This is a genomic window from Mesorhizobium sp. M0437 (assembly GCF_040321335.1).
Classification (GTDB): Bacteria; Pseudomonadota; Alphaproteobacteria; order Rhizobiales; family Rhizobiaceae; genus Mesorhizobium.
The window spans coordinates 18,366-37,608 of the sequence record NZ_JAMYRK010000041.1; the positions used below are offsets into that span (position 1 = coordinate 18,366).

Consider the following 19,243-nt stretch of genomic DNA (forward strand, 5'->3'; position numbering starts at 1 on the left):
CTCTGATGCAACGGCTGGCTCGCAAACGCTGTCACCGACGTCTCGCGCGCGTTTCTGGCCGCCAGCTACGGTCATCTGGGCCGCTTCGCCGAGGCCCGCGCGCCATGGCAGGAGGTGCTTCGCGTCAATCGCGACTATTCGCTGGATACCGCTACAAAGTCTTGGTCTGCCACAAGAACCGGTCGATTTCGAACACGTGGTGGATGGGCTCCGCAAGGGCGGTGTGGTGCAATGACAGGTGAGGCCTGTGCGGCGGGGTCAGACGCCAGAGGCTCCCCGATGGATCGCCGTCGCTTGCGGTTGCGAATTAGGCTCAGGTCGGCTTGATCTCTGCCTGGCCGATCTTGCGCCATCTGGCGTTTTCGCGAACCAGTTTCAGGTCGTCGGTCGTCTCGGCAAATGTCCGCAATCGGTATTGCCGGAGCAGGTCCGGGAAGAGCGCTCCTTCCGGCAGGACGGCAAGCTGCTCGCGGACTGAGATCTTTTCATCGATGACCCGCATGCCCCAGGCATTTTCCCGAACCTGCAGTTCCGCGGCCAGATCGCGCTCTTCCGGCACGTTTTCGTCCAGCACGGCCAGGAGGATCGAGTGGAAAAGCGCTACATAGCCAATCTGTCTCAGGCCGCCCACGACCCGCACGCGCGGCAATATGGCAAGGACGAGGAACGTCAGGAACAAGTTCGGCAGCAGCACGCCGTCCAGCAGCGCCTGCCTGAGATACGGCCGCTCGAACGGGATGGAAAGACCTTGCGGCCTGTCGGGCTCGATCAGGTGCCCGTTCTCGAGAACGAGCTTGCGCACGCGCTCCTCGCGGATGCCCCAGAAATAGTCCGTGGCATTGGGCAGGAATCTGCCAAATGGGCTCGATGCGGCCTCTTGCCAGGCATGTTCGAGACGCTGGCGTCTTGCGGGTTCAATCAGCAGCCTGGAAAGAAGGCTGCCGTCATATTCTAGATGCCGCGCCATGGCAGCCGCGGCGACTCGATCATCGACGAAAACCGGCAGGGCCATGCCGGCACGATCCCAATTGGCGACCAGATCCTCATTCAGTTCAGTCAGCGCATCGGCGGCGGTTTCAAACACCTTGTCCCGGCTGGCAAGCAGTGTGCCCAGCCAGCGGCTGGCATCCGTTTCATCGCCCACCGCTTCGAGCGCGCGCTTGTCGATGGAGACGGGACCGGCCACGCAGGCGCTTTTGCGGCACAGTTTGTGGCGCCCCATGCCAAACAGGTTGACCTTGTCGTCGCCGACATCGAGCCATCCCGGCCCCTCCCGGCCAACTGTCTCCATGGTCATCGTCGTTCCCATGAAGCCGACGAAGGCCGACAGCCCGTTTTCGACCGCGCCGAGCCAGGCAAGCAGAAGGGCATCGAAGGTGATCCGGTCCATCAGAAGCAAGCAGTGCAGGCCGGACTGAATCACCGGTCTGTGCTCGAACTCGTCGAGGGCTTTGCCGATCTCCTCAGGCTGCATGATCCTACCGAGGCGCTGATGCAGGACTTCGCGCAGGATCGAGCGGGCAGCGATCGCCGGGCCCGATGCAGGCCTTGCCACCGGCCGCCACAGATGGCGGGCGTAATCGGAAACCGGTGCATTCCAGTTCTGCTCGATGTCGCGCACGACCTCCGGGCAGAGCAGCGACAGCACAGCCAGAATTTCCCGCGGAGGGGTAGGGGTTGGATCAAAGACGGCGGTCATTGGTCCCGTCTAGCCGCTTGCGGTGTAAACGCCAAGCGAGACCAGACTTGCTGGATGCGGCCGGCCCACATAGATCGTCAATTCGATCAAGGTGGTGTGAGACGAAATGACCGTATCCTACGCAGTTCTCCTTGAGCAATCCCCTGTTCGCTGCCTCGGCACGAATTGTCAGATTGGCCAAACAGCTAAGGCAAACAGCGGATCTTAGAACCGCAGCCGGGCCATGCTCAGGAGGTCGTGGTACTGCCCGTCGGTAAAGCCGGCCTTCACATGCCGGCCTTCGATCTCAAAGCCGTGGCTCTTATAGAGACGGAGGGCCGCTTCGTTGTCGGCATAGACGGTCAATTCGACTCGCTTCAGGGCGCGCCAGTTGTCGGCCACGTCAAGCAGCGCGCCAAGTATGGCAGAGCCGATACCTTTGCCGACAAAGGCATCGTCAAGGCCGATATTGATCTCGCCGATGTGCGAACGGCGCGGTGAACCTTGCACGACCAGGCTGCCATGGCCGACGACCTTGCCGTCCAGCTCGGCAACGATCCAGGTGGTTTCCGGGCCGGACTTGGCAATGCGCCGCGCCACCTGCTCCACCATCTCGAAAGGCATCCTGAGCGTGCCCCAGCGGAAGCCCGGCATGTTGAAGATAGCGCAAAGCGCCTCCGCATCGCTTGACCGGACGGACCGCAGCAGCGGCTGGATTTTCTCGGCGGGTGGCGAGGTCGTGCTGGTCATGGCGTTCCCGGCGAAGGCAATCGGCCCGGTACGATGCACCGGACGCCACCTGAAAATCCAGCCGTCTCTGACCTATGATACCGATTGCGGGCTAAAAATACCGGGAGGCAGCGTAGAGTTTGAACACGCCGCTGATGCCTATCCAGCCGAAAAGGGCGAGCCAGCACAATGTCCCGGTCGCCGTCCAGTCGATCCGGTGCACCGCAGCGTCGGTGATGACGACGCCGAGGATGGCAAGCAGGCCAACCAGAAACTGCGCCAACCCGATCACCAGCAGTTCCTCGCGCGGCGCGCTTCTCCAGACGAGATATATACCGCCCGCACCGGCGAGGAAGATGGCGCTGTAGACCTGAGCGTGGAAGGCATCGATCGGCCATGGCCAGATGCCACTGAATGTCAGGGGAAACAGCAACAGGCCGACGCCATAGAGCCCAAGGATCGCGGATTCCGCCGGCATGTAGCCGCGCCATGCGGGATTTAAGGTCACGCCTTTTGCGGAAGGACGGGCCCTGGCCCGCCACAGGAACAGCCCGGATAGCGCGGCCGAAGCAAGATAGACCAAAAACCACAGCCAAGGCGCTTTGCGCTCGAAGTTGAAATAGCCGAGATTGATGAACGAAGCCACCGACACGATGACGGTGAAGATGAAGGCCATGACGAGCACGAGCCTGCCGGGCGACCAGCGATTCCAGACCAGCAGTGCCGCCATCACGACCATTTCGGCGGTGTAGAAGCCACCGAGGAAGCGCGCATTGAACGGCGTGACGGCCCAAGGCCAGCCCGGTTTCACCAGCGCAGGCATGAAAAACAGGCCGGCGCCTACGATCAGGACGACGATGACCCCCGCAGAAAAAAGGCGCAGGACCGCGGGAAATGGCGGATTGTCTGATGTCGGCATGGAAGAAAATCCCAAAGATGAATGCTCCATGGACCATCATAGTGCTGCTTGCGGCCGGTTAAAATCCGCCGAATGGAAATTGAACGGTCACCAGGCTTATCCATTCGAATGGCCGTACGGTCCGTTTCGAAGTAAGATGGAACACTCGGACCAAAGATCGGTCCGGTCAAAACGCCTCGAGGTGCATTTTCCGGAGCCTGCACGATGAACGAAGCTCAGGATCTATTCTCACTTCTGCGACAATCGGCCGATGTCGATCCGCAGGCGATTGACGCGATGAAGCGAACCATCGCGGAGGGCGAGGACCGCGAACTTTGCCGCATCAATGCGCCAGCCTTCGCCAGCAAGCATGACCTCGACGAGGAGCGCGCAATAGGCGCCTTTCTCCATGCGGCGCGGGTGGGCATCTTCGACATTTCCTGGAATGTTCTGTGCCCCGGCTGCGGCGGTGTGCTCGACACCAACGCCACGCTGAAAACCCTGCAAAAGGACGAATACACCTGCGCGCTGTGCTCCGAGGGCTATTCACCGACTCTCGACGAGATGGTCGAGGTGACATTCACCGTCAGTCCCCGCGTGCGCAGGATTGCCGCACACAATCCACACGAACTGCCGGTGGCGGAATATTTCCGCCAGATCTACTGGGCGTCCGGCGTCGATCTGCCGGAAGAGGATTTCGTGAAAAAGCTGGAAGCGTTCTCGCTGGAGGATATCGAGCTTGCGCCCGGTGAAAAGGCGGTTCTGACCATACAGCTTCCGTCTGAATTCATCATCGTCTTCGAGCCGGTCACCCATTCAGCGCAGTTCATCGACGGGAAGGGCGAACCAACAAAGGAGCGCCGGAGCCTCTCTTTGGCCTTCGACCGCGACCATGTCCAGAACCAGACGCTGGAGATGCAACCCGGCCCGTTGCGCATTTCGCTGGAAAACCGGACCGACACCCGCGTGCTGCCGACAGTCTTCATCGCCGGCCAGACATTGCATGATTTCCTGGGCAAACGCCGGCCCTTCCTGACCGCCAAGCGCCTGCTCACCAACCAGACGTTCCGCGATCTCTATCGCACGGATACACTCGACATCAACCAGCGCCTGAAGATCACCAGCCTGACGTTCCTGTTCACCGACCTGCGCGGATCGACCGAGCTTTACGAGCGGGTGGGCGACCTTTCAGCCTTCGATCTCGTGCGCGAGCATTTCCAGGTTCTGCACGAGATCGTCACGGCGGAGGCAGGCGCGGTGGTGAAGACGATCGGTGATGCGGTGATGGCGACCTTCGCGACGCCTGATCGTGCGATTGCTGCAGCCCTCAGGATGCGCGATGCCATGCGTACGCTCAACGACAAGAGCGGCCGCGAGGATCTGCTGCTCAAGATCGGAGTCCATGCCGGCCCCTGCATCGCCGTGTCGATGAATGAGCGACAGGACTATTTCGGCCAGACGGTCAACATTGCTTCGCGGGTGCAGAACCTTGCCAACGCACAGGCGATCTTCGCCACTCGAGCGGTGGTCGACGACAATCTCACCGCCGATCTCTTACATAGGAACGCGCTGACGCCCGTGCCCCACGAGGTCTCGCTGCGAGGCATTGACCGGGAGATAGCAGTATACACGATCCCCTGAAGGCTTGGCCCCTGAAGAGTTGGCTCGTCCCGGCCCCTCACACGCGCCTACAGATAAAATAACGATCGGCGGCAATCGAAGGTGGCGGCGAGAGGCGTTGCAACTGCGGGTGATCGAGCGGCGTGCCGCTGACCGCGATGCCGCCGACGCGAAGCAGGCGCGCGGTCAGATCGGGAAGCCAGGTAGAGGTCACTGCATCGCGATCTTCATAGCCGGTGCCGATGTCGGCATGAACAAGAGCGGCGTCGATGCCAATGAACCTGCTCGCCGTCTCGCGTATTTCGCCGAGCACGAGGTTTTCAGCTTCGGGAATTGAGCTGGCGTGTGCGGCAAGTGCGCGATCGAACGCTACGATCCGGCGTCCGGGCAGGCGCTCGCGCAGATGGTGGAACGTCCGGCCATTGCCGAGGCCGAGCTCGAGCACGGGGCCCTCCATCTTCGCAACCTCGGCGCAGACATGATCGAGTATGTCGCGCTGTGCGGTCATCCTCCGGATGAAACTGTCAAGGCGACTCATGTGCGATTGTATGTCCAGAACCAGTTCACGAAATCAACTGCCCCCGACCAGAGCGTTTCGCGGCTGAAACCCAGGCCGACGAGCTAAACCCCGATCGAGTCTTGCCGCGTGTAGAGGCGAACGATGAACACTGCAACAAGCGAACAGGCTGCCGACAAGGATCATACCGGAATCGGCGGCGCAGCGCGCGGCGGAACAGCGATGTCATTTGTAGGGGTCCGCGGCGTCCCGCAACCCGTCGCCCAGGAAGTTGAACGCCAAGATGACGAGAACGACGGGGAGCATCGGCAAAAGCAGCCATGGATAGAACGCGATCACGCTGACGCTGCGCGCCTCGGTGAGCAGGATGCCCCAGCTGGTTATCGGTGCCCTCAGGCCGAGCCCGAGGAAGCTCAGCGCCGTCTCGCCCAGGATCATGCCGGGTATGGAGATCGTCGCCGTCGCGATCAGATGCGACATGAAGCCGGGAATGAGATGCCGCCCGATAATGCGGCTGCTTCTGGCGCCCATCAATTGCGCGGCCAGAACGTAATCCTCCTCGCGCAAAGCTAGAAGCTTTGAACGCACGGCCCGCGCCAGTCCGGTCCAGTCGAGCAGCCCGAGGATGACGGTGATGCCGAAATAGATCAGGATCGGACTCCAGGTTATCGGCATGATCGCCGCCAGAGCCAGCCATAGCGGAATGCTGGGGATCGATTGCAGAACTTCGATTATCCGTTGGACGATCAGGTCGAAGATACCGCCGTGATAGCCGGCCAGTCCGCCGATGACAATGCCGAGCAGGAAGCTGAAACTGATGCCGACGAGGCCGATTGTCAGTGAAATGCGGGCGCCATAGATGATGCGCGAGAGCACATCGCGCCCCAGCCTGTCAGTGCCGGCCAGAAAGAGCTGGCCGTTTTCGGCGGGGCAGACAAAATGCCTGTCACCTTCGATCAGGCCCCAGAACCGGTACTTATCGCCCTTGCAGAAGAAACGGATCCGCTGAACATCATCCTGGTTCTCGATGTAGTTCCGCTTGAGCGTGTCCATATCCAGCGTCATCTGGCGGCCATAGACGAACGGCCCGACGAACTCGCCGTTGTGGAACAGGTGCACCCGCTGCGGCGGCGAATAGATGTAGTCCATGTTGCGCGTGTGCAGATCGTAGGGCGCCAGGAACTCGCAGATCAGTATCCCGAAATAAAGCGCTGCCAGGAATATGCCGGATACAAGGGCAAGCCGGTGCCGACGGAATTTCCACCACATCAGCCGCAACTGCGACGCCTGAAAGACCTTCTCCTGCTCCGGCGTCATCGCCTCGACCGACTGCAGGTCAAAGGGCTCGATGGAAACGTAGTGTTGCAGTGGGGCACCCGGAGCGGGCAGCGGCGATTGCGTGTTCATTTGGTGCTGCCGCCTTGCAAACGAATTCGCGGATCAAGTAGCGCCAGCGCCAGGTCGGAAATCAGGACGCCGATGACCGTCAGGAAGGCGAGGAACATCAGGAACGACCCTGCGAGATACATGTCCTGGCTTTGCAGCGCCTTGATCAGCATCGGCCCGGTCGTTTCCAAAGACAGCACGATCGCCGTGATTTCGGCACCGGAGATGATGGCCGGCAGGATAGAGCCGATATCCGAAATGAAGAAATTGAGCGCCATGCGCAGCGGATATTTGACCAGCGCCCTGAAGGGATGAAGGCCTTTGGCGTGCGCGGTCACGACATATTGCTTATGTAGCTCATCGAGCAGATTGGCGCGCAGCCGCCGGATCATGCTTGCCGTGCCCCCGGTGCCGATGATCAAGACCGGAATCCAGAGATGGGCGAGGATCGATTTCGCCTTGGCCCAGCTCATCGGCTCGCCGAGATATTGCTGGTCCATGAGATGGCCGATAGACGTTCCGAACCAGATGTTGGCGAAATACATCAGGATCAGCGCCAGCATGAAGTTCGGAATCGCAAGGCCGAGAAGGCCGAAGAAAGTCAGGCCGTAGTCGCCCCAGCTGTATTGATGCGTGGCGGAGTACATGCCGATCGGAAAGGCGATGAGCCAGGTAAAGATGATCGTGACGAAGGAAACCAGCACCGTCAGCCACATTCGGTCCCCGACGACGTCGCGAACCGGCAGCTCATATTCGAAGGAATAGCCGAAATCGCCGTGCAGCATCCCGCCGACCCAGTAGAAGTAGCGAATGACCGGTGGCTTGTCGAAACCATATTCCTTGCGCATCATCTCGATGCGATCGGAATCCACCGCTTCGCCCTGAGCCCGAAGCTCGGCAACATAGCTGTCGAAATAGTCGCCTGGGGGAAGTTCGATGATCGTGAACACCAGTGCCGATATGACCAGCAGCGTTGGAACCATCACGGCGATACGCCAGACAAAATATCGAAGCACGCTCAGGACTCTCCAAGCCAGAATGTATCCGGCATATAGACACCGAAATAGGCGGTCGGGTCGTAGCCGTAGAGCGCCTTGTCAGGCAGATTGCGCAGCCGCGAGGATGCCAGAATCGGCTGATGCGTTCCGTTTACCGTGCCGATCGAAAACACCTGATCGGTATAGATCGACAGCATTGAATTCCAGATCTCGGCGCGCTCCGTGGCTTCGGTCGATGCGTTCCAGCGCTTGAGTAAAGCCATCAACTCGACCACGGGCGGAAGATCGGGCGCTTCGCCGACCTTGCCACGGGACAAGTAGTGAGCACCCCAGAGCGGCCATTGCAGCTGGTCATCGACGGTGGGGGCGAGTTGGTAGGGGTTCATGTCGGCGGTCGGCACGCCATTGTCGATGCCCGACCACATCGACATCATGATCTGGCCACCAAGCGCGCGGCTGCGGAAGATGTCGCGCTGCGAAGTCCGGATGAACAGGGCGATGCCGATCTTGCGCCAGTGATCGGTGATGAGCTCGAGCGCGTCCGTTTCCAGCGTGCTTTCGCCGGCCGTTTCCACTACGAGCTGCGCCGGGCGTCCGTCGGGGAGTATCCGCAGGCCGTCATCGTCACGCGCCTGAAGCCCGACCTCGTCGAGCAGGGCATTGGCCTGGTCGGGATCATGGGCGACCCAGGCTTTCGCGAATTCCGGCCGGTAGAGCGGGCTCTCCGGCAGGACCGTATCGGCACTTTCCTGCGCCAATCCGTAGAACACAGCCAAATTGATCTCGCGCCTGTCCACAGCGAGCGAAAGTGCGCGGCGCACGCGCACGTCACGAAAAAGGCCACGCCACACCTGGTCGGCACAATTCAGATTGGGCAGCAGCGCCAGCCGCGAACCTTGTGTGCGTTTCCAGAGATGCATCTTCACCGGGTAGCGCTTCTCCGCATCCTTCAGGAAGGAGTAATCGGTGAAGTCAATTCCCATGCCTTGCAGGTCGCTCTCGCCCGCACCGGTCTTGGCGGAAATGATCGCCGACGAGCTGACATTCATGACAATCCGGTCGACATAAGGCAGTTGCCGGCCATTCTCGTCTATTCGATGAAAGAACGGGTTCCGCTCGAAGACGAACTGCTCAGCCGGCGGCTTGGTCCGGTTCTGCCAGGGATCGAGCGTCGGCAGTTCCGGGTTCTCCGGGCGATACTGCCGCGACATGCGGATATGCAAGAGCGTCCATTTCTGGGCCCGGTTCTCCTTCATTAGGCCGGCGAGCCGGAATGGATCTTGGTATTTCTTGTGGAACTGCTTGAGATAGGCGGCCGGCAGAACAAGCGATAGGGGCGAAGCAGCGGCGAGCTTGGGCAGGAAGTCGGGATTGGGCGCATCCCAACTATAGCGGACTGTCAACGGATCGACGATCTCGAAGCGTGGCGGCTTGCCGTCCGCCAGCAGGGCCGGGGCGAGCCCGCCTTGCGAAAGCTCATCGTTCAGCCAGACATCTTCCCAGCAATAGCGAAAATCCTCCGACGTCAGCAGGCTACCGTCAGACCATTTATGTCCTTCTCGTATCTTGAAAGTGAAGACACGATCATCCGCTACATCGAAGCTTTCGAGAATGTCGGCTTGCAGGTTAAGCTTTTCGTCATAGCCGACCAGGCGAGCGTACCCGTAGATCGTCATCATCCGGATATCTTTCTGGCTGCCGATGATCGTGCGCAGCGTGCCGCCATATTGGCCGGGCTGCCGGCCCATCGCAGCGAGATTCAACGCGCGCGGGCGCTTTGGCAGGCGTTCGGCGAGTGCCGGCAGCGCTCTGGCCTTCAGCTGCGGCTCAAGAAATTCCGGCTCCAGATCGCCGGCGCGCAACGTGCCCGGCAGAAATGCCGAAGCCATGAGTCCAAGGACGGTGCGCCGGCTGATCAATGGCGTAGCTCGCTGAAATCGGCCGAATGTCGGGCCAGCACGAGGTGGCCGCCGCCAAGATCGAGCGGCGACAGCATATCCTCGTCGCCCTCGTCGCGGAATTGCGGTCCCCATGCGCTGGTGTCGGAAGCGCCGCTGAGTTTCAGCGTCTTGAAATCCATCGGCCTGTCGAGATCGGGGAAAGGTACTGCGGCGACCAATGAGCGCGTGTAGGGGTGGACCGGTTTCCTAAGCAGAATTTCGCGCGGCGCGAGCTCGACGATACGCCCGCCGCACATCACCGCGATACGGTCTGCCATGTAGTCCACCACCGCGAGGTTGTGGGATATGAACAGGTAGGTCAGGCCCAGTTCTTTCTGCAGGTCCTTCAGAAGGTTCAGGATCTGCGCCTGGACAGAGACATCGAGTGCCGAAACCGGCTCGTCGCAGATCAGGAGTTCAGGCCCCAGCGCCAACGCGCGCGCGATGCCGATACGCTGACGCTGCCCGCCGGAGAAACTATGCGGATAACGCTTTATGAAGCGCGGGTCGAGCCCGATTGCCTGCATCAGGCTCTTGACCGTGGCGAGTCGGGACGCGGCATTGCCACGTCGATGGATTTCCAGCGGCTCGCTCAAAATGTTCTCCACCGTCATGCGGGGTGAAAGCGACGAAACCGGATCCTGGAATACCATCTGGATTTTCGCGCGCAGCATGCGCAGGGCGTCTCCCTCGGCTTCCAAGACGTCGATCGGACCATCGCGGCCATTGAAGATCACAGAGCCGCCGGTAGGGGTGACAGCCCGCATGAGGATCTTGCTGACGGTGGTTTTGCCGGAGCCGCTTTCGCCGACAAGACCCAGGCACTCACCCCGCCTGATATCAAAGCTCACGCCGTCCACGGCGCGAACAGAGGTTTGATGATCTCCGCCGAACCATCCGGACTTGCGGATCGTGAAGGTCTTTGTCAGATCGCTGACCGATAGCAGGAGGTCGTTCGGCCCCTTCGATGCCGGCGCCGTCTGCTTGCCGAGCAGGTTCCCGACATTCACCGGCACCTCGCGGAGCGCCTTTAGCCTTTCGCCGGGCTTCAGGTCGAAATGCGGAACGGCTGCCATCAGGCCCTTCAGGTAAGGGTGGCCCGGCCGGCGGAATATCGCCTCCACGGGTCCCGCTTCCATGATCTCGCCATGGTACATGACCACCACCTCGTCGGCGACATTGGCGACTACGCCAAGGTCGTGCGTGATCAGCAGCATCGCCATGTTCAGCTTCGTCTGAAGCTCGCGCAGCAATTGCAGGATTTGCGCCTGGATGGTCACGTCCAACGCCGTCGTCGGCTCGTCGGCGATCAACAGGGCGGGCCGGCAGATAAGCGCCATGGCGATCATGGCGCGTTGACGCAATCCTCCCGAAAGTTCAAAGGGATACATGTCATAGGCGCGCTTGGGGTTGGGAAAGCCGACAAGGCCGAGCATTTCCTCGGTCCGCGCCTTGCGCTCCACCCGGGCCATGGGCGTATGAATCTGCAGGGATTCGCTGACCTGATTGCCGATCGTATGCAGCGGCGACAGCGATGTCATCGGCTCCTGAAATATCTTGCCGATGCGGCTGCCTCTCAACGCCCGGATTTCGGTTCCGTCACGCGGCATCTGCAGGATATCCTGCGTCGTACCGGGCTTTTTTGGATCGGAAAACAGGATACGGCCGCGAACATGGGCTGTGTTCGGCAAAATGCCCATCACTGCCTGGCTGAGAACCGATTTTCCGGAACCGGACTCGCCCACAAGCGCGGTAACCTTGCCGGGCAGGACGCGAAGATTTGCACGCCTGACAGCATGCAACGGTCCCCCTATAATGGCAAAAGAGATGCCAACATCCTCGATCCGCAGCAGATCAACGCCCAAATTCATTCTCACACCAGCCCCCACTCTGGCACGTCCAGAAGGCGAGACTAACGCATTGCCAGCCTAGAGCAACTTGGATTCGAACAGTCGCCAGTTCCCTGGCGGAACCGGCGACCGGACTGCATACCAAACGCGTTCGGATCAGAGCGTGGCGGTTACTGGAGCTTCCTCGGGTCGCCCGCGGACGGCCGCGCGGCATTGCGATGAAGCAGCATGACCTGCTCGGCGTCCGATATGCGGTCGTAAATCGGCTCCAGCGCACCATCTTCGTCGAGCGACAGAGCACCCGACAAATCGGGTGAAAGCACCGTTAGCTTCTGCCTGATGCCCGCCAGTTCCTCCATGCCGAGCGCCAGCCAGTTGTTGGCGCCGCAATAGCTGGCGAAGTCTTTGCTGGCGAGAACGCTGTGCGGATATTTCTTGGTCAGGGTCTGGAGGCGCTGGACCTCGTTTACAGCCGAGCCGAAGACAGAGAATGTGAGCCGGTCGGTAAGCCCGACATTGCCGAACATCACATTGCCGACATGCAGCCCGATACCATAGTTTATGTCGCTCAATCCCTGCTGCTTTCTGCGCAGATTAAGATCCATCATGCGCGCGGTGGCCTTGTGCGCTGCTGCAAGAGCAGCCTGGCAGGCGATCTCGGACTGTGAACGGTGCCTTGCGCAAGGGTAGACGGCAATGAAGCCATCACCTATGAAACTCATGATCTGCCCACCCTTGCGATTGAAAGGTGCAGCAGCGGCGTCGAAAAACTGGTTCAGCGTATCGATATAGACTTCGCGGCCGGAGGTTTCGGCAAGTCTTGACGACCCGCGCATGTCGCCCATGACCAGTGCCGCCCGGATTGTATCACCCTCGCCGCGCTTGATCTGGCCTTCGAGCACGCGCCTGCCGGCGTCGCCGCCGAGATAAGTGGTCATCATGTTGTCGGCAAGCTTGGTGAGCACCGCCATCTTGGTTGCGATAGCGAGATGGTTCTGGATACGCAGCAGCGCCGAAATCATGCTGTCGCTGAAGCCTGCAGCACTGTCGGTGGACCAAGACCCGATCATGCCCTGACTGGTGTTGCCGCTGAAGGGATGGACAAAAGCCATGTAATCGGTGACGCCCATCAGCTTGAGGTCATCGAAAACAGGAAATTCCGACGGCACCGACGGGTCGAGCCGGCGCCGCAGATGGTCCAGCTTATGGCTGAGCAGATGGTAGTATGGGCTGGTCAGGAATCTGTCGGAATGAACGCCGTTCTCCTTGCGGAAGCCTTCCACTTCCAGGCCCTGGCCGCGGAGCCAGGTGAAGCCGAGCGCGTCATAAAGCGGATGAAGCATCGAAAAGCTCAAATGCACCCGCTTCAACGGCAGGCCGGCAGCAGCCAGCCGTTCACAAAAGCCCCTTACCAATGTTTCCAGGTCGTTGCCCGCCAACGCCGATTGGGTCAGCCAATCGGCAACCTTATCCATGAGAATGGCAGAAATTTCTGCTTGCGCTGTGCTCATGCTATCTCGAAATCTCCTTGATCCGCCACAAATTCGCCGGCTCGGACGCCGTCAGGCCTTCACCACCGTCTCTCGGGCTAGCCCGAGGCGGCCAAAAACATTGCGTGTGTCGACGATCAGTAGAGCGTGATCCGCGATCGCCTGATAGTCGATCGCGTCGTGGTCGGTTGCAACGACGACAGCGTCGAAATCCTTCAAGGCCACCTCGGTCAATTCGACCGAGCGACGCCCCTTGATCGCCATATGCTCCCGTGTGGCCGGGATTTCGGTAACATGCGGATCGTGGAATTCCGCCTTGCCGCCCCATTCCTCGATGAGTTCAATGAGCCGCAATGAGGGGCTTTCGCGGATGTCGGGCACATTCTTCTTATAGGCGAGCCCGATGATGAGAATGCTCGAGCGGCTGAGCGCCTTGCCGCAGCGCCGGTCCAGCGCCTTCGCCAGTTCATCGACCACATGACGCGGCATGGCCGTGTTGATCTCTGCCGCCAGCTCGATGAAGCGGGTCGGCAGTTCGTATTCGCGAGCCTTCCACGTCAGGTAGAAGGGATCGATCGGAACGCAGTGCCCGCCAAGTCCAGGGCCGGGATAGAAAGGCATGTAGCCGAAGGGCTTGGTCTTTGCCGCCTCGATCACCTCCCAGATGTCGATTCCCATCGCACCGAGCACGATCTTCAACTCGTTGACGAGGGCGACGTTGACCGAGCGGAAGATGTTTTCCGTCAGCTTGACCGCCTCGGCGGTCGCCGTGGTGGAAACCGGAACGACGGTCTTGACCACGCCATGGTAGAAAGCCTGCACGAGCGTCGCCGCTTCAATGCCGTCACCTGCCACGACCTTGGGGATCGTCGCGACTTCAAAGCTGCGGTTGCCGGGATCCTCGCGTTCGGGCGAGAAGCCGAGGAAGAAATCTATCCTCGACTGCAAGCCGGTTTTTTCCAGGATGGGCTTGATCACGTCGTCGGTGGTGCCGGGATAGGTGGTCGATTCCAGCACGATCAGCTGGCCGAGACGCAGATGCTTCGCGATGGTGCCTGCGGTGTTCCTGACAAAGGAGAGATCCGGCTCGCGGTGTTTCGTCAGTGGTGTCGGAACGCAGATGATGATGACATCGCAGACGGCCAGTTCGGCAAAATCCGCAGTGGCGCGGAACTGTCCGCTTGCCACCTGGCCGGCAAGAGCTGTCGACGTCACCGCCTCGATGTAGGATTGGCCGTTGTTCAGGCTCTCGACCTTCTGGCCTTCGATGTCGAAGCCGGAAACCGGGAAGCCGGCGCGTGCGATCGCAACCGCCAGCGGCAACCCGACATAGCCCAGTCCGATCACGCCGACTTGCGCGGCACGCGTCGAAATCCGGTTCAGAAGACGGTCATATGTCGATCGTGAGGCGTCCAAAAATCTGCTTCCCGTCAATTCGGACAGGCCGTCCGCTTCCATGGTGAGGCTCACCGCTCACAAGAGCCCCGAGGCATATTGCGGAAAATCGATGTCCGCAAGCGTCAGACCGGCACCTTCGCCTTAAGGCTTGCGGCAGCCATCGCATAGCCGCCGGCGGCGCCATCGATGAAATGAACGTGATCGCGCTGCAGCGGCGATGCGACGAGGCATGTCATCAAGGCCGATTTCTGGCGGTGCAGGCCATAGTTGCAGATGCCCGCCTCTTCCGCCTGTTTCAGCCGGTCCTCGATCCGTTGCAACACATCCGCGTCAACGTCGATGGTCATCTTCAAGCCATCGTCGAACTTCCGGAAATCCGAATTGCTGGCCACTTCGCGTTTGTAGATCTTCGGATCGAATCTGCCGATCGTCCAGCCATATCTATCCGTAACAGCCGTAAGAGTCATTAGGAACACTATCCACAGCTTCGACAGCCACCGCCGTCCTGCCGGCGCCGTGGCTCGCGCTTCGATATCGAGGCCGGCGGGCAGCATACTGTAGTCCGGCCCGTTCACCGGCACCGGGTGGCCATCGCGTTCCTGCCTGCCGGCAAGGGCGATGATGTCGGAAACCAGAAACTGAAAACCGCGCAAGTCGCGCGACGCCCCCGGTATGGCTATGATCGAGACGATTTCGCCATGGCGGGCTTCGATCGGGTTCCAGCGGCACGAGAGGCCGGTCAGGTCCGGCCGCGCGCCGGCCGGCGCAGGATCGATGCGGTAGCGCCCCGCTTTCATCTCGGCTTCCGCCCAACTGCCACCACCTCCGGCGAACATGGCATAGAAGACCGCATCGGAGGCCTGGAACCTCGCCACGCGAACGTCGAGGCCTTGCGCTCTTATATCCTTTATCGGCACGATTGCGGCACGCAAGGTCAGGTCCAGTTCGTCCGCCACCCATCTCTGGACAGCCGCCAGCGCGTTGCGGGTGATCTCCAGCGCCGAGCCGGGAAACGCCACGAGCGCACCGTCGCCGCCGAAGACAAAGGGAAGATCTTGCCTACCCAGCGCATTGAGCAGCGCCGAAATGACGCTGGCACCGGCCATATTGACGGTTTTATAGCGCCCCGCCTCGATCGCCTTGGTCGAGCCGACGATGTCTGCGGTGGCCAGCGCCCAGCCATCGGGGAGAGGCCGATAGTTATCGATATCGGCAACGCTTTCGAACTTTGCGAAGACCGGCAGAGAAGCGACAAACGGATCGGACGCGGCAGCTGTTTCCATGAGCATCAAATAGCACATTCCAGTGCTTGAGGGTGAAGTCGATCATGCTTCGAAATTGACTTGCGCAGGCTTTCCGATGATAGGGTCCGGCGATGCGAATTGCCTTCTACGCGCCGCTGAAGTCGCCCAATCATCCCGTTGCCTCCGGCGACCGCCAGATGGCACGGATGCTGGTCAAGGCACTGGAGCATGGAAGGCATAGCGTCGAATTGGCATCCGAATTGCGCTTCTATCTACGCGAACCGGATTCGAAAAGTTTCGATGCGCTCAAGATCGAGGCCCGGGAGGAAGCCGCGCGGCTGGCAAGGCTTTGGGATCGTGACGGCAAGCCCGATCTGTGGTTCACCTATCATCCCTATTACAAGGCACCCGACCTGATCGGGCCCGAACTGGCGTTGGCCTTTGGTGTCCCCTATGTGACAGCGGAAGCCTCCTATTCGAGGCGGCGCAACACCGGTTTGTGGGCCGATACGCAAGCGTTGGTGGCGCGAGCCGTCGAACAGGCGGCGCTGAACATCTGCTTCACGCAAAGGGATCGTCAGGGACTGGCAGATGCGGTACCCGACGCCGCTTTCGGCATGCTTTCGCCCTTCATCGACACATCGCTATTCCGGGAAACGCCGGCGCGGGGTTGTCCGTCGCGCCTCGTTACCGTCGCCATGATGCGCCCGGGCGACAAAGTCGAAAGCTATGGCATGCTGGCGCAGGCGCTCGGTTCGATCGGTCACCTGCCCTGGACGATGTCGGTCGTCGGGGACGGACCTGCCCGCGAGGAGATCAAAGCGCAATTCGCCGGCTTGCCCGCCGACCGTATCGAATGGCTTGGCGCGATTGAGCCAGCCGCCGTGCCGGATGTCCTCTACAGTGGGGGAATTTACGTCTGGCCGGGTTTCGGCGAGGCCTATGGCGTTGCCTATCTTGAAGCACAGGCCGCCGGCCTTCCGGTTGTGGCTCAGGACATCGCCGGCGTGCCGGAGGTCGTGCGGGATGGCCAGGCCGGGTTTCTCACCCCGCCGGGCGATGTGGCGGCGTTCGCTTCTGCCATTGAAAGGCTTCTGGCCCGTAACGACGAAAGATCCATCATGGCCGCAGAAGCCAGACGTTTCATCCTCGAAGAACGTTCTATCGGTGCTGCGGCGGCGCGTCTGGCCGAACTTCTTGCAAAGATCCCGGCCTCATGACATCCGATCAGATCTGGCAACCCTTGGTGGAGGAACTGGCGAGCCGGCAACGGGCGGACCGTAAGGCAGAGTTCTGGCTGCGCGACGATGACGCCGTGGATCCGACGCCTGCGCTTGATCGGTTGCTCGACCTCACTGGTGAATTCGCGGTTCCGGTGACTCTGGCCGTCATTCCCGCCCTGACTGACGAGAAGCTTGTCGTTCGGCTTGACGAGGCGCCGCATGCCACGGTCGCCATCCATGGCTGGGCGCACCGAAATCATGCGCCCGAGGGCCAGAAGAAGCAGGAGCTCGGCGCGCATCGGCCACGCGAGGCGGTGCTCGATGATGTGGCTCGCGGGCTGGCGCACGTAACCGGCCTGCACGGCGCACGTGCCGTTCCGATGCTGGTGCCACCCTGGAACAGGATCGACGCCGGCTTGGTATCCGACCTTGGATCGATAGGATTTTCGGCATTGTCGGTCTACGGGCCGCCAATGCCGGCTTCACTTGCGGTCATCAACAGCAATGTCGACATCATGGATTGGCATGGCACGCGCGGGTGCCGCGATCATGGCCTGTTGGTTCAGGCTATCATCGCGCACTTGCAGCATGCATTCGATAGGGGCGAACCGGTGGGCCTGCTCACCCACCATCTCGTACATGATGAATCGGCCTGGCTCTTCCTCGAACGGCTGTTCACAGTCACCGCACAGACTGAAGCCTGCGCATGGCTTCCGATCAGGACATTGATCGGGCGCAGCGCCGGTGGAACAATTCCAGGAAAGTGTGAACGGTTTCCGTCCGGAATTGCGTCAAGACAAAGAGATAGAGGAAAATAGCTCAGCGCTTTTTGCGCAATGAGACTGGAATGTTGAGCGTCTGGCCATCCCGCGCGGCAAAAGCGCCGGTAAACCTGTCCTTGGCCAGTTTCTGGATCTTGTCCAGTTCCTTGTCGGTGCGTGTCGGATCGTGGTGAAACAGCGCAAGCCTCCGCGCACCTGCCGCCTCACAGAGTTTGACGCCCTGTTGCCACGTCGAGTGCCCGTAACCGCGGCGGCGTTCCATTTCCTCCTCGGTGTAGGTGCAATCGTAGATGACGAGGTCGGCATCTTCGATCAGGCCGAGCACCGTCTGATCGAGTTTGTCCGGGTCGTGCTCAGTGTCTGTGATCACCGCCACGACGCCGCCACCCCATTCGACCCGGTAGCCTATGCAGCCGCCCGGATGCATAAGACTGCCGGTTCGGACCACCACCCCTTCGCGCGGGCGAAGCACGTCTCCGGATACGAAATCGCGATAGTCGAGGCTTGCCTTGCAGGCCTCCAATTTCACCGGAAACCACGGCGGCCGCATGAACTCATCGACCATCTGCCGGGTCGTCATGTGTCCTGCAAGATGCCCGGACCAAAGCGTAACCTTGGCGCCCCGGTCATAGATCGGCGCAAAAGACGGCAGCCCGATGATGTGATCGTAATGGCAATGGGTGAAAAGCAGGTCGAAATCGGTCACGCCCAACGCCTGAAGCGCCGCGCCGGCAGGCCGTAGGCCAGAGCCTGCGTCGAACAGAAGCGTATGCTTGCCGCATCGCATCTCGACGCAGATTGAGTTGCCGCCATAGCGAGAGAATTCTGGCCCTGATACCGAAATGCTGCCGCGGACACCCCAAAACCTGACCTGGAAAACGTTGTCGTCCATGCTACCCCTTCGCCCATCATATCCAAACAACTGCTGCTAGGCGAGACAGGCTTTCTCCGGGTGATCTTCTCAGCGAGAGGACAGTGCCGTCACGACGGCGAGGATCGAGCGCACGTCCTTCGTTATTTGGCGCTTCGTGCGTCGATGAGATCCGCGGTCGTATGGCTTAGGCGATCGGCAAGAACCCGCAATATCTCGATGGTCATTTCCGGGAACTCCCTCATAAGCCTCAGGAAATGATCCTTGCGGATTCTCAGGGCTTCCAGCGGACTTGCCGCTCTGACGGTGGCAGTGCGGGAGCTGTTGCACAATATGGCGATCTCGCCAACGATCGAATTTGGCTCCAGTTCGGCAACTTTTATCGGTCCGCTGTCGGAATCGACAAGAATATCCGCCCTGCCTGAAAGGATGACATAGGCGGCGTCTCCCTCGTCGCCCTGCCGGAAAAGGATCTGGCCGGCGCTGTAGCTCACACGATCGGATGTGAACGCAAGCAGCTTGAGCTTTGTCGGCTCGATGGCAGAGAACAAGGGAACGCGTTGCAGCATTCCAACTTCATCCTTGAGCAGCATTGTCGCAAACCTTCCAAAATTCGCGT

16 protein-coding genes and 1 pseudogene are annotated in these 19,243 nt (G+C 60.5%); 4 read left to right on the forward strand and 13 right to left on the reverse strand.

Annotated elements, in window-relative coordinates; genetic code table 11:
* Positions 1-24: 24 nt before the first annotated feature.
* Positions 25-235, forward strand: a pseudogene (locus NKI72_RS22860) (adenylate/guanylate cyclase domain-containing protein); the annotation flags it as partial.
* Positions 236-313: 78 nt separating this feature from the next.
* Here the strand turns inward: NKI72_RS22860 and NKI72_RS22865 are convergent.
* From NKI72_RS22865 to NKI72_RS22875, 3 genes are all read right to left on the reverse strand, one after another.
* Positions 314-1,699 (reverse strand): hypothetical protein, encoded by a 1,386-nt coding sequence (locus tag NKI72_RS22865; protein WP_352850957.1) that lies wholly within the window; start codon positions 1,697-1,699, stop codon positions 314-316.
* 204 nt (positions 1,700-1,903) lie between these two features.
* The gene (locus NKI72_RS22870) at positions 1,904-2,428 is read right to left on the reverse strand and encodes a GNAT family N-acetyltransferase (RefSeq protein ID WP_352470882.1); all 525 of its coding nucleotides are present in this window, start codon (positions 2,426-2,428) and stop codon (positions 1,904-1,906) included.
* A 91-nt stretch (positions 2,429-2,519) separates the two neighbouring features.
* Complete coding sequence (locus NKI72_RS22875; protein ID WP_352834874.1) at positions 2,520-3,326, reverse strand: hypothetical protein; 807 nt, start codon at positions 3,324-3,326, stop codon at positions 2,520-2,522.
* Positions 3,327-3,530: 204 nt separating this feature from the next.
* Here NKI72_RS22875 and NKI72_RS22880 point away from each other — a divergent pair, with 204 nt between their 5' ends.
* The gene (locus NKI72_RS22880; protein ID WP_352614639.1) at positions 3,531-4,946 is read left to right on the forward strand and encodes an adenylate/guanylate cyclase domain-containing protein; all 1,416 of its coding nucleotides are present in this window, start codon (positions 3,531-3,533) and stop codon (positions 4,944-4,946) included.
* 37 nt (positions 4,947-4,983) lie between these two features.
* On the opposite strand, the gene NKI72_RS22885 is transcribed toward NKI72_RS22880, so the two are convergent.
* The 8 genes from NKI72_RS22885 to NKI72_RS22920 form a co-directional block, all read right to left on the reverse strand.
* Positions 4,984-5,463 carry a class I SAM-dependent methyltransferase gene (locus NKI72_RS22885; RefSeq protein ID WP_352541938.1) on the reverse strand — a complete coding sequence of 160 codons (480 nt, stop codon included), beginning with the start codon at positions 5,461-5,463 and terminating at the stop codon, positions 4,984-4,986.
* Between the two features lie 204 nt (positions 5,464-5,667).
* The gene (locus NKI72_RS22890) at positions 5,668-6,849 is read right to left on the reverse strand and encodes an ABC transporter permease (RefSeq protein ID WP_352470886.1); all 1,182 of its coding nucleotides are present in this window, start codon (positions 6,847-6,849) and stop codon (positions 5,668-5,670) included.
* Positions 6,846-7,844: an ABC transporter permease gene (locus NKI72_RS22895; protein WP_023675966.1), complete on the reverse strand. Its 999-nt coding sequence runs from the start codon at positions 7,842-7,844 to the stop codon at positions 6,846-6,848. Before NKI72_RS22895 ends, NKI72_RS22890 begins: the two co-directional genes overlap by 4 nt.
* Before the next feature lie 2 nt (positions 7,845-7,846).
* Positions 7,847-9,745 (reverse strand): ABC transporter substrate-binding protein, encoded by a 1,899-nt coding sequence (locus NKI72_RS22900; protein ID WP_023675965.1) that lies wholly within the window; start codon positions 9,743-9,745, stop codon positions 7,847-7,849.
* On the reverse strand, positions 9,742-11,637 hold the full coding sequence (locus NKI72_RS22905; RefSeq protein ID WP_352850958.1) for an ABC transporter ATP-binding protein: 1,896 nt from the start codon (positions 11,635-11,637) through the stop codon (positions 9,742-9,744). Before NKI72_RS22905 ends, NKI72_RS22900 begins: the two co-directional genes overlap by 4 nt.
* Before the next feature lie 149 nt (positions 11,638-11,786).
* Positions 11,787-13,127, reverse strand: a complete 1,341-nt coding sequence (locus NKI72_RS22910) for an adenylate/guanylate cyclase domain-containing protein (protein WP_352470889.1) — start codon at positions 13,125-13,127, stop codon at positions 11,787-11,789.
* Positions 13,128-13,178: 51 nt separating this feature from the next.
* On the reverse strand, positions 13,179-14,522 hold the full coding sequence (locus NKI72_RS22915; RefSeq protein ID WP_352470890.1) for a nucleotide sugar dehydrogenase: 1,344 nt from the start codon (positions 14,520-14,522) through the stop codon (positions 13,179-13,181).
* Between the two features lie 104 nt (positions 14,523-14,626).
* Positions 14,627-15,805, reverse strand: a complete 1,179-nt coding sequence (locus NKI72_RS22920; RefSeq protein ID WP_352470891.1) for a DUF3095 domain-containing protein — start codon at positions 15,803-15,805, stop codon at positions 14,627-14,629.
* 74 nt (positions 15,806-15,879) lie between these two features.
* Between NKI72_RS22920 and NKI72_RS22925 the strand changes: the two genes are divergently transcribed.
* A complete protein-coding gene (locus NKI72_RS22925; protein WP_352834878.1) occupies positions 15,880-16,968 on the forward strand; it encodes a glycosyltransferase family 4 protein in 1,089 nt (362 codons plus the stop codon).
* Positions 16,965-17,789: a polysaccharide deacetylase family protein gene (locus tag NKI72_RS22930; protein ID WP_352834881.1), complete on the forward strand. Its 825-nt coding sequence runs from the start codon at positions 16,965-16,967 to the stop codon at positions 17,787-17,789. The genes NKI72_RS22925 and NKI72_RS22930 overlap by 4 nt, the downstream gene beginning before the upstream one ends.
* Position 17,790: 1 nt before the next feature.
* On the opposite strand, the gene NKI72_RS22935 is transcribed toward NKI72_RS22930, so the two are convergent.
* A complete protein-coding gene (locus NKI72_RS22935; protein ID WP_352834883.1) occupies positions 17,791-18,645 on the reverse strand; it encodes an MBL fold metallo-hydrolase in 855 nt (284 codons plus the stop codon).
* 122 nt (positions 18,646-18,767) lie between these two features.
* Positions 18,768-19,217: a cyclic nucleotide-binding domain-containing protein gene (locus NKI72_RS22940; RefSeq protein WP_023675957.1), complete on the reverse strand. Its 450-nt coding sequence runs from the start codon at positions 19,215-19,217 to the stop codon at positions 18,768-18,770.
* Positions 19,218-19,243: the final 26 nt, after the last annotated feature.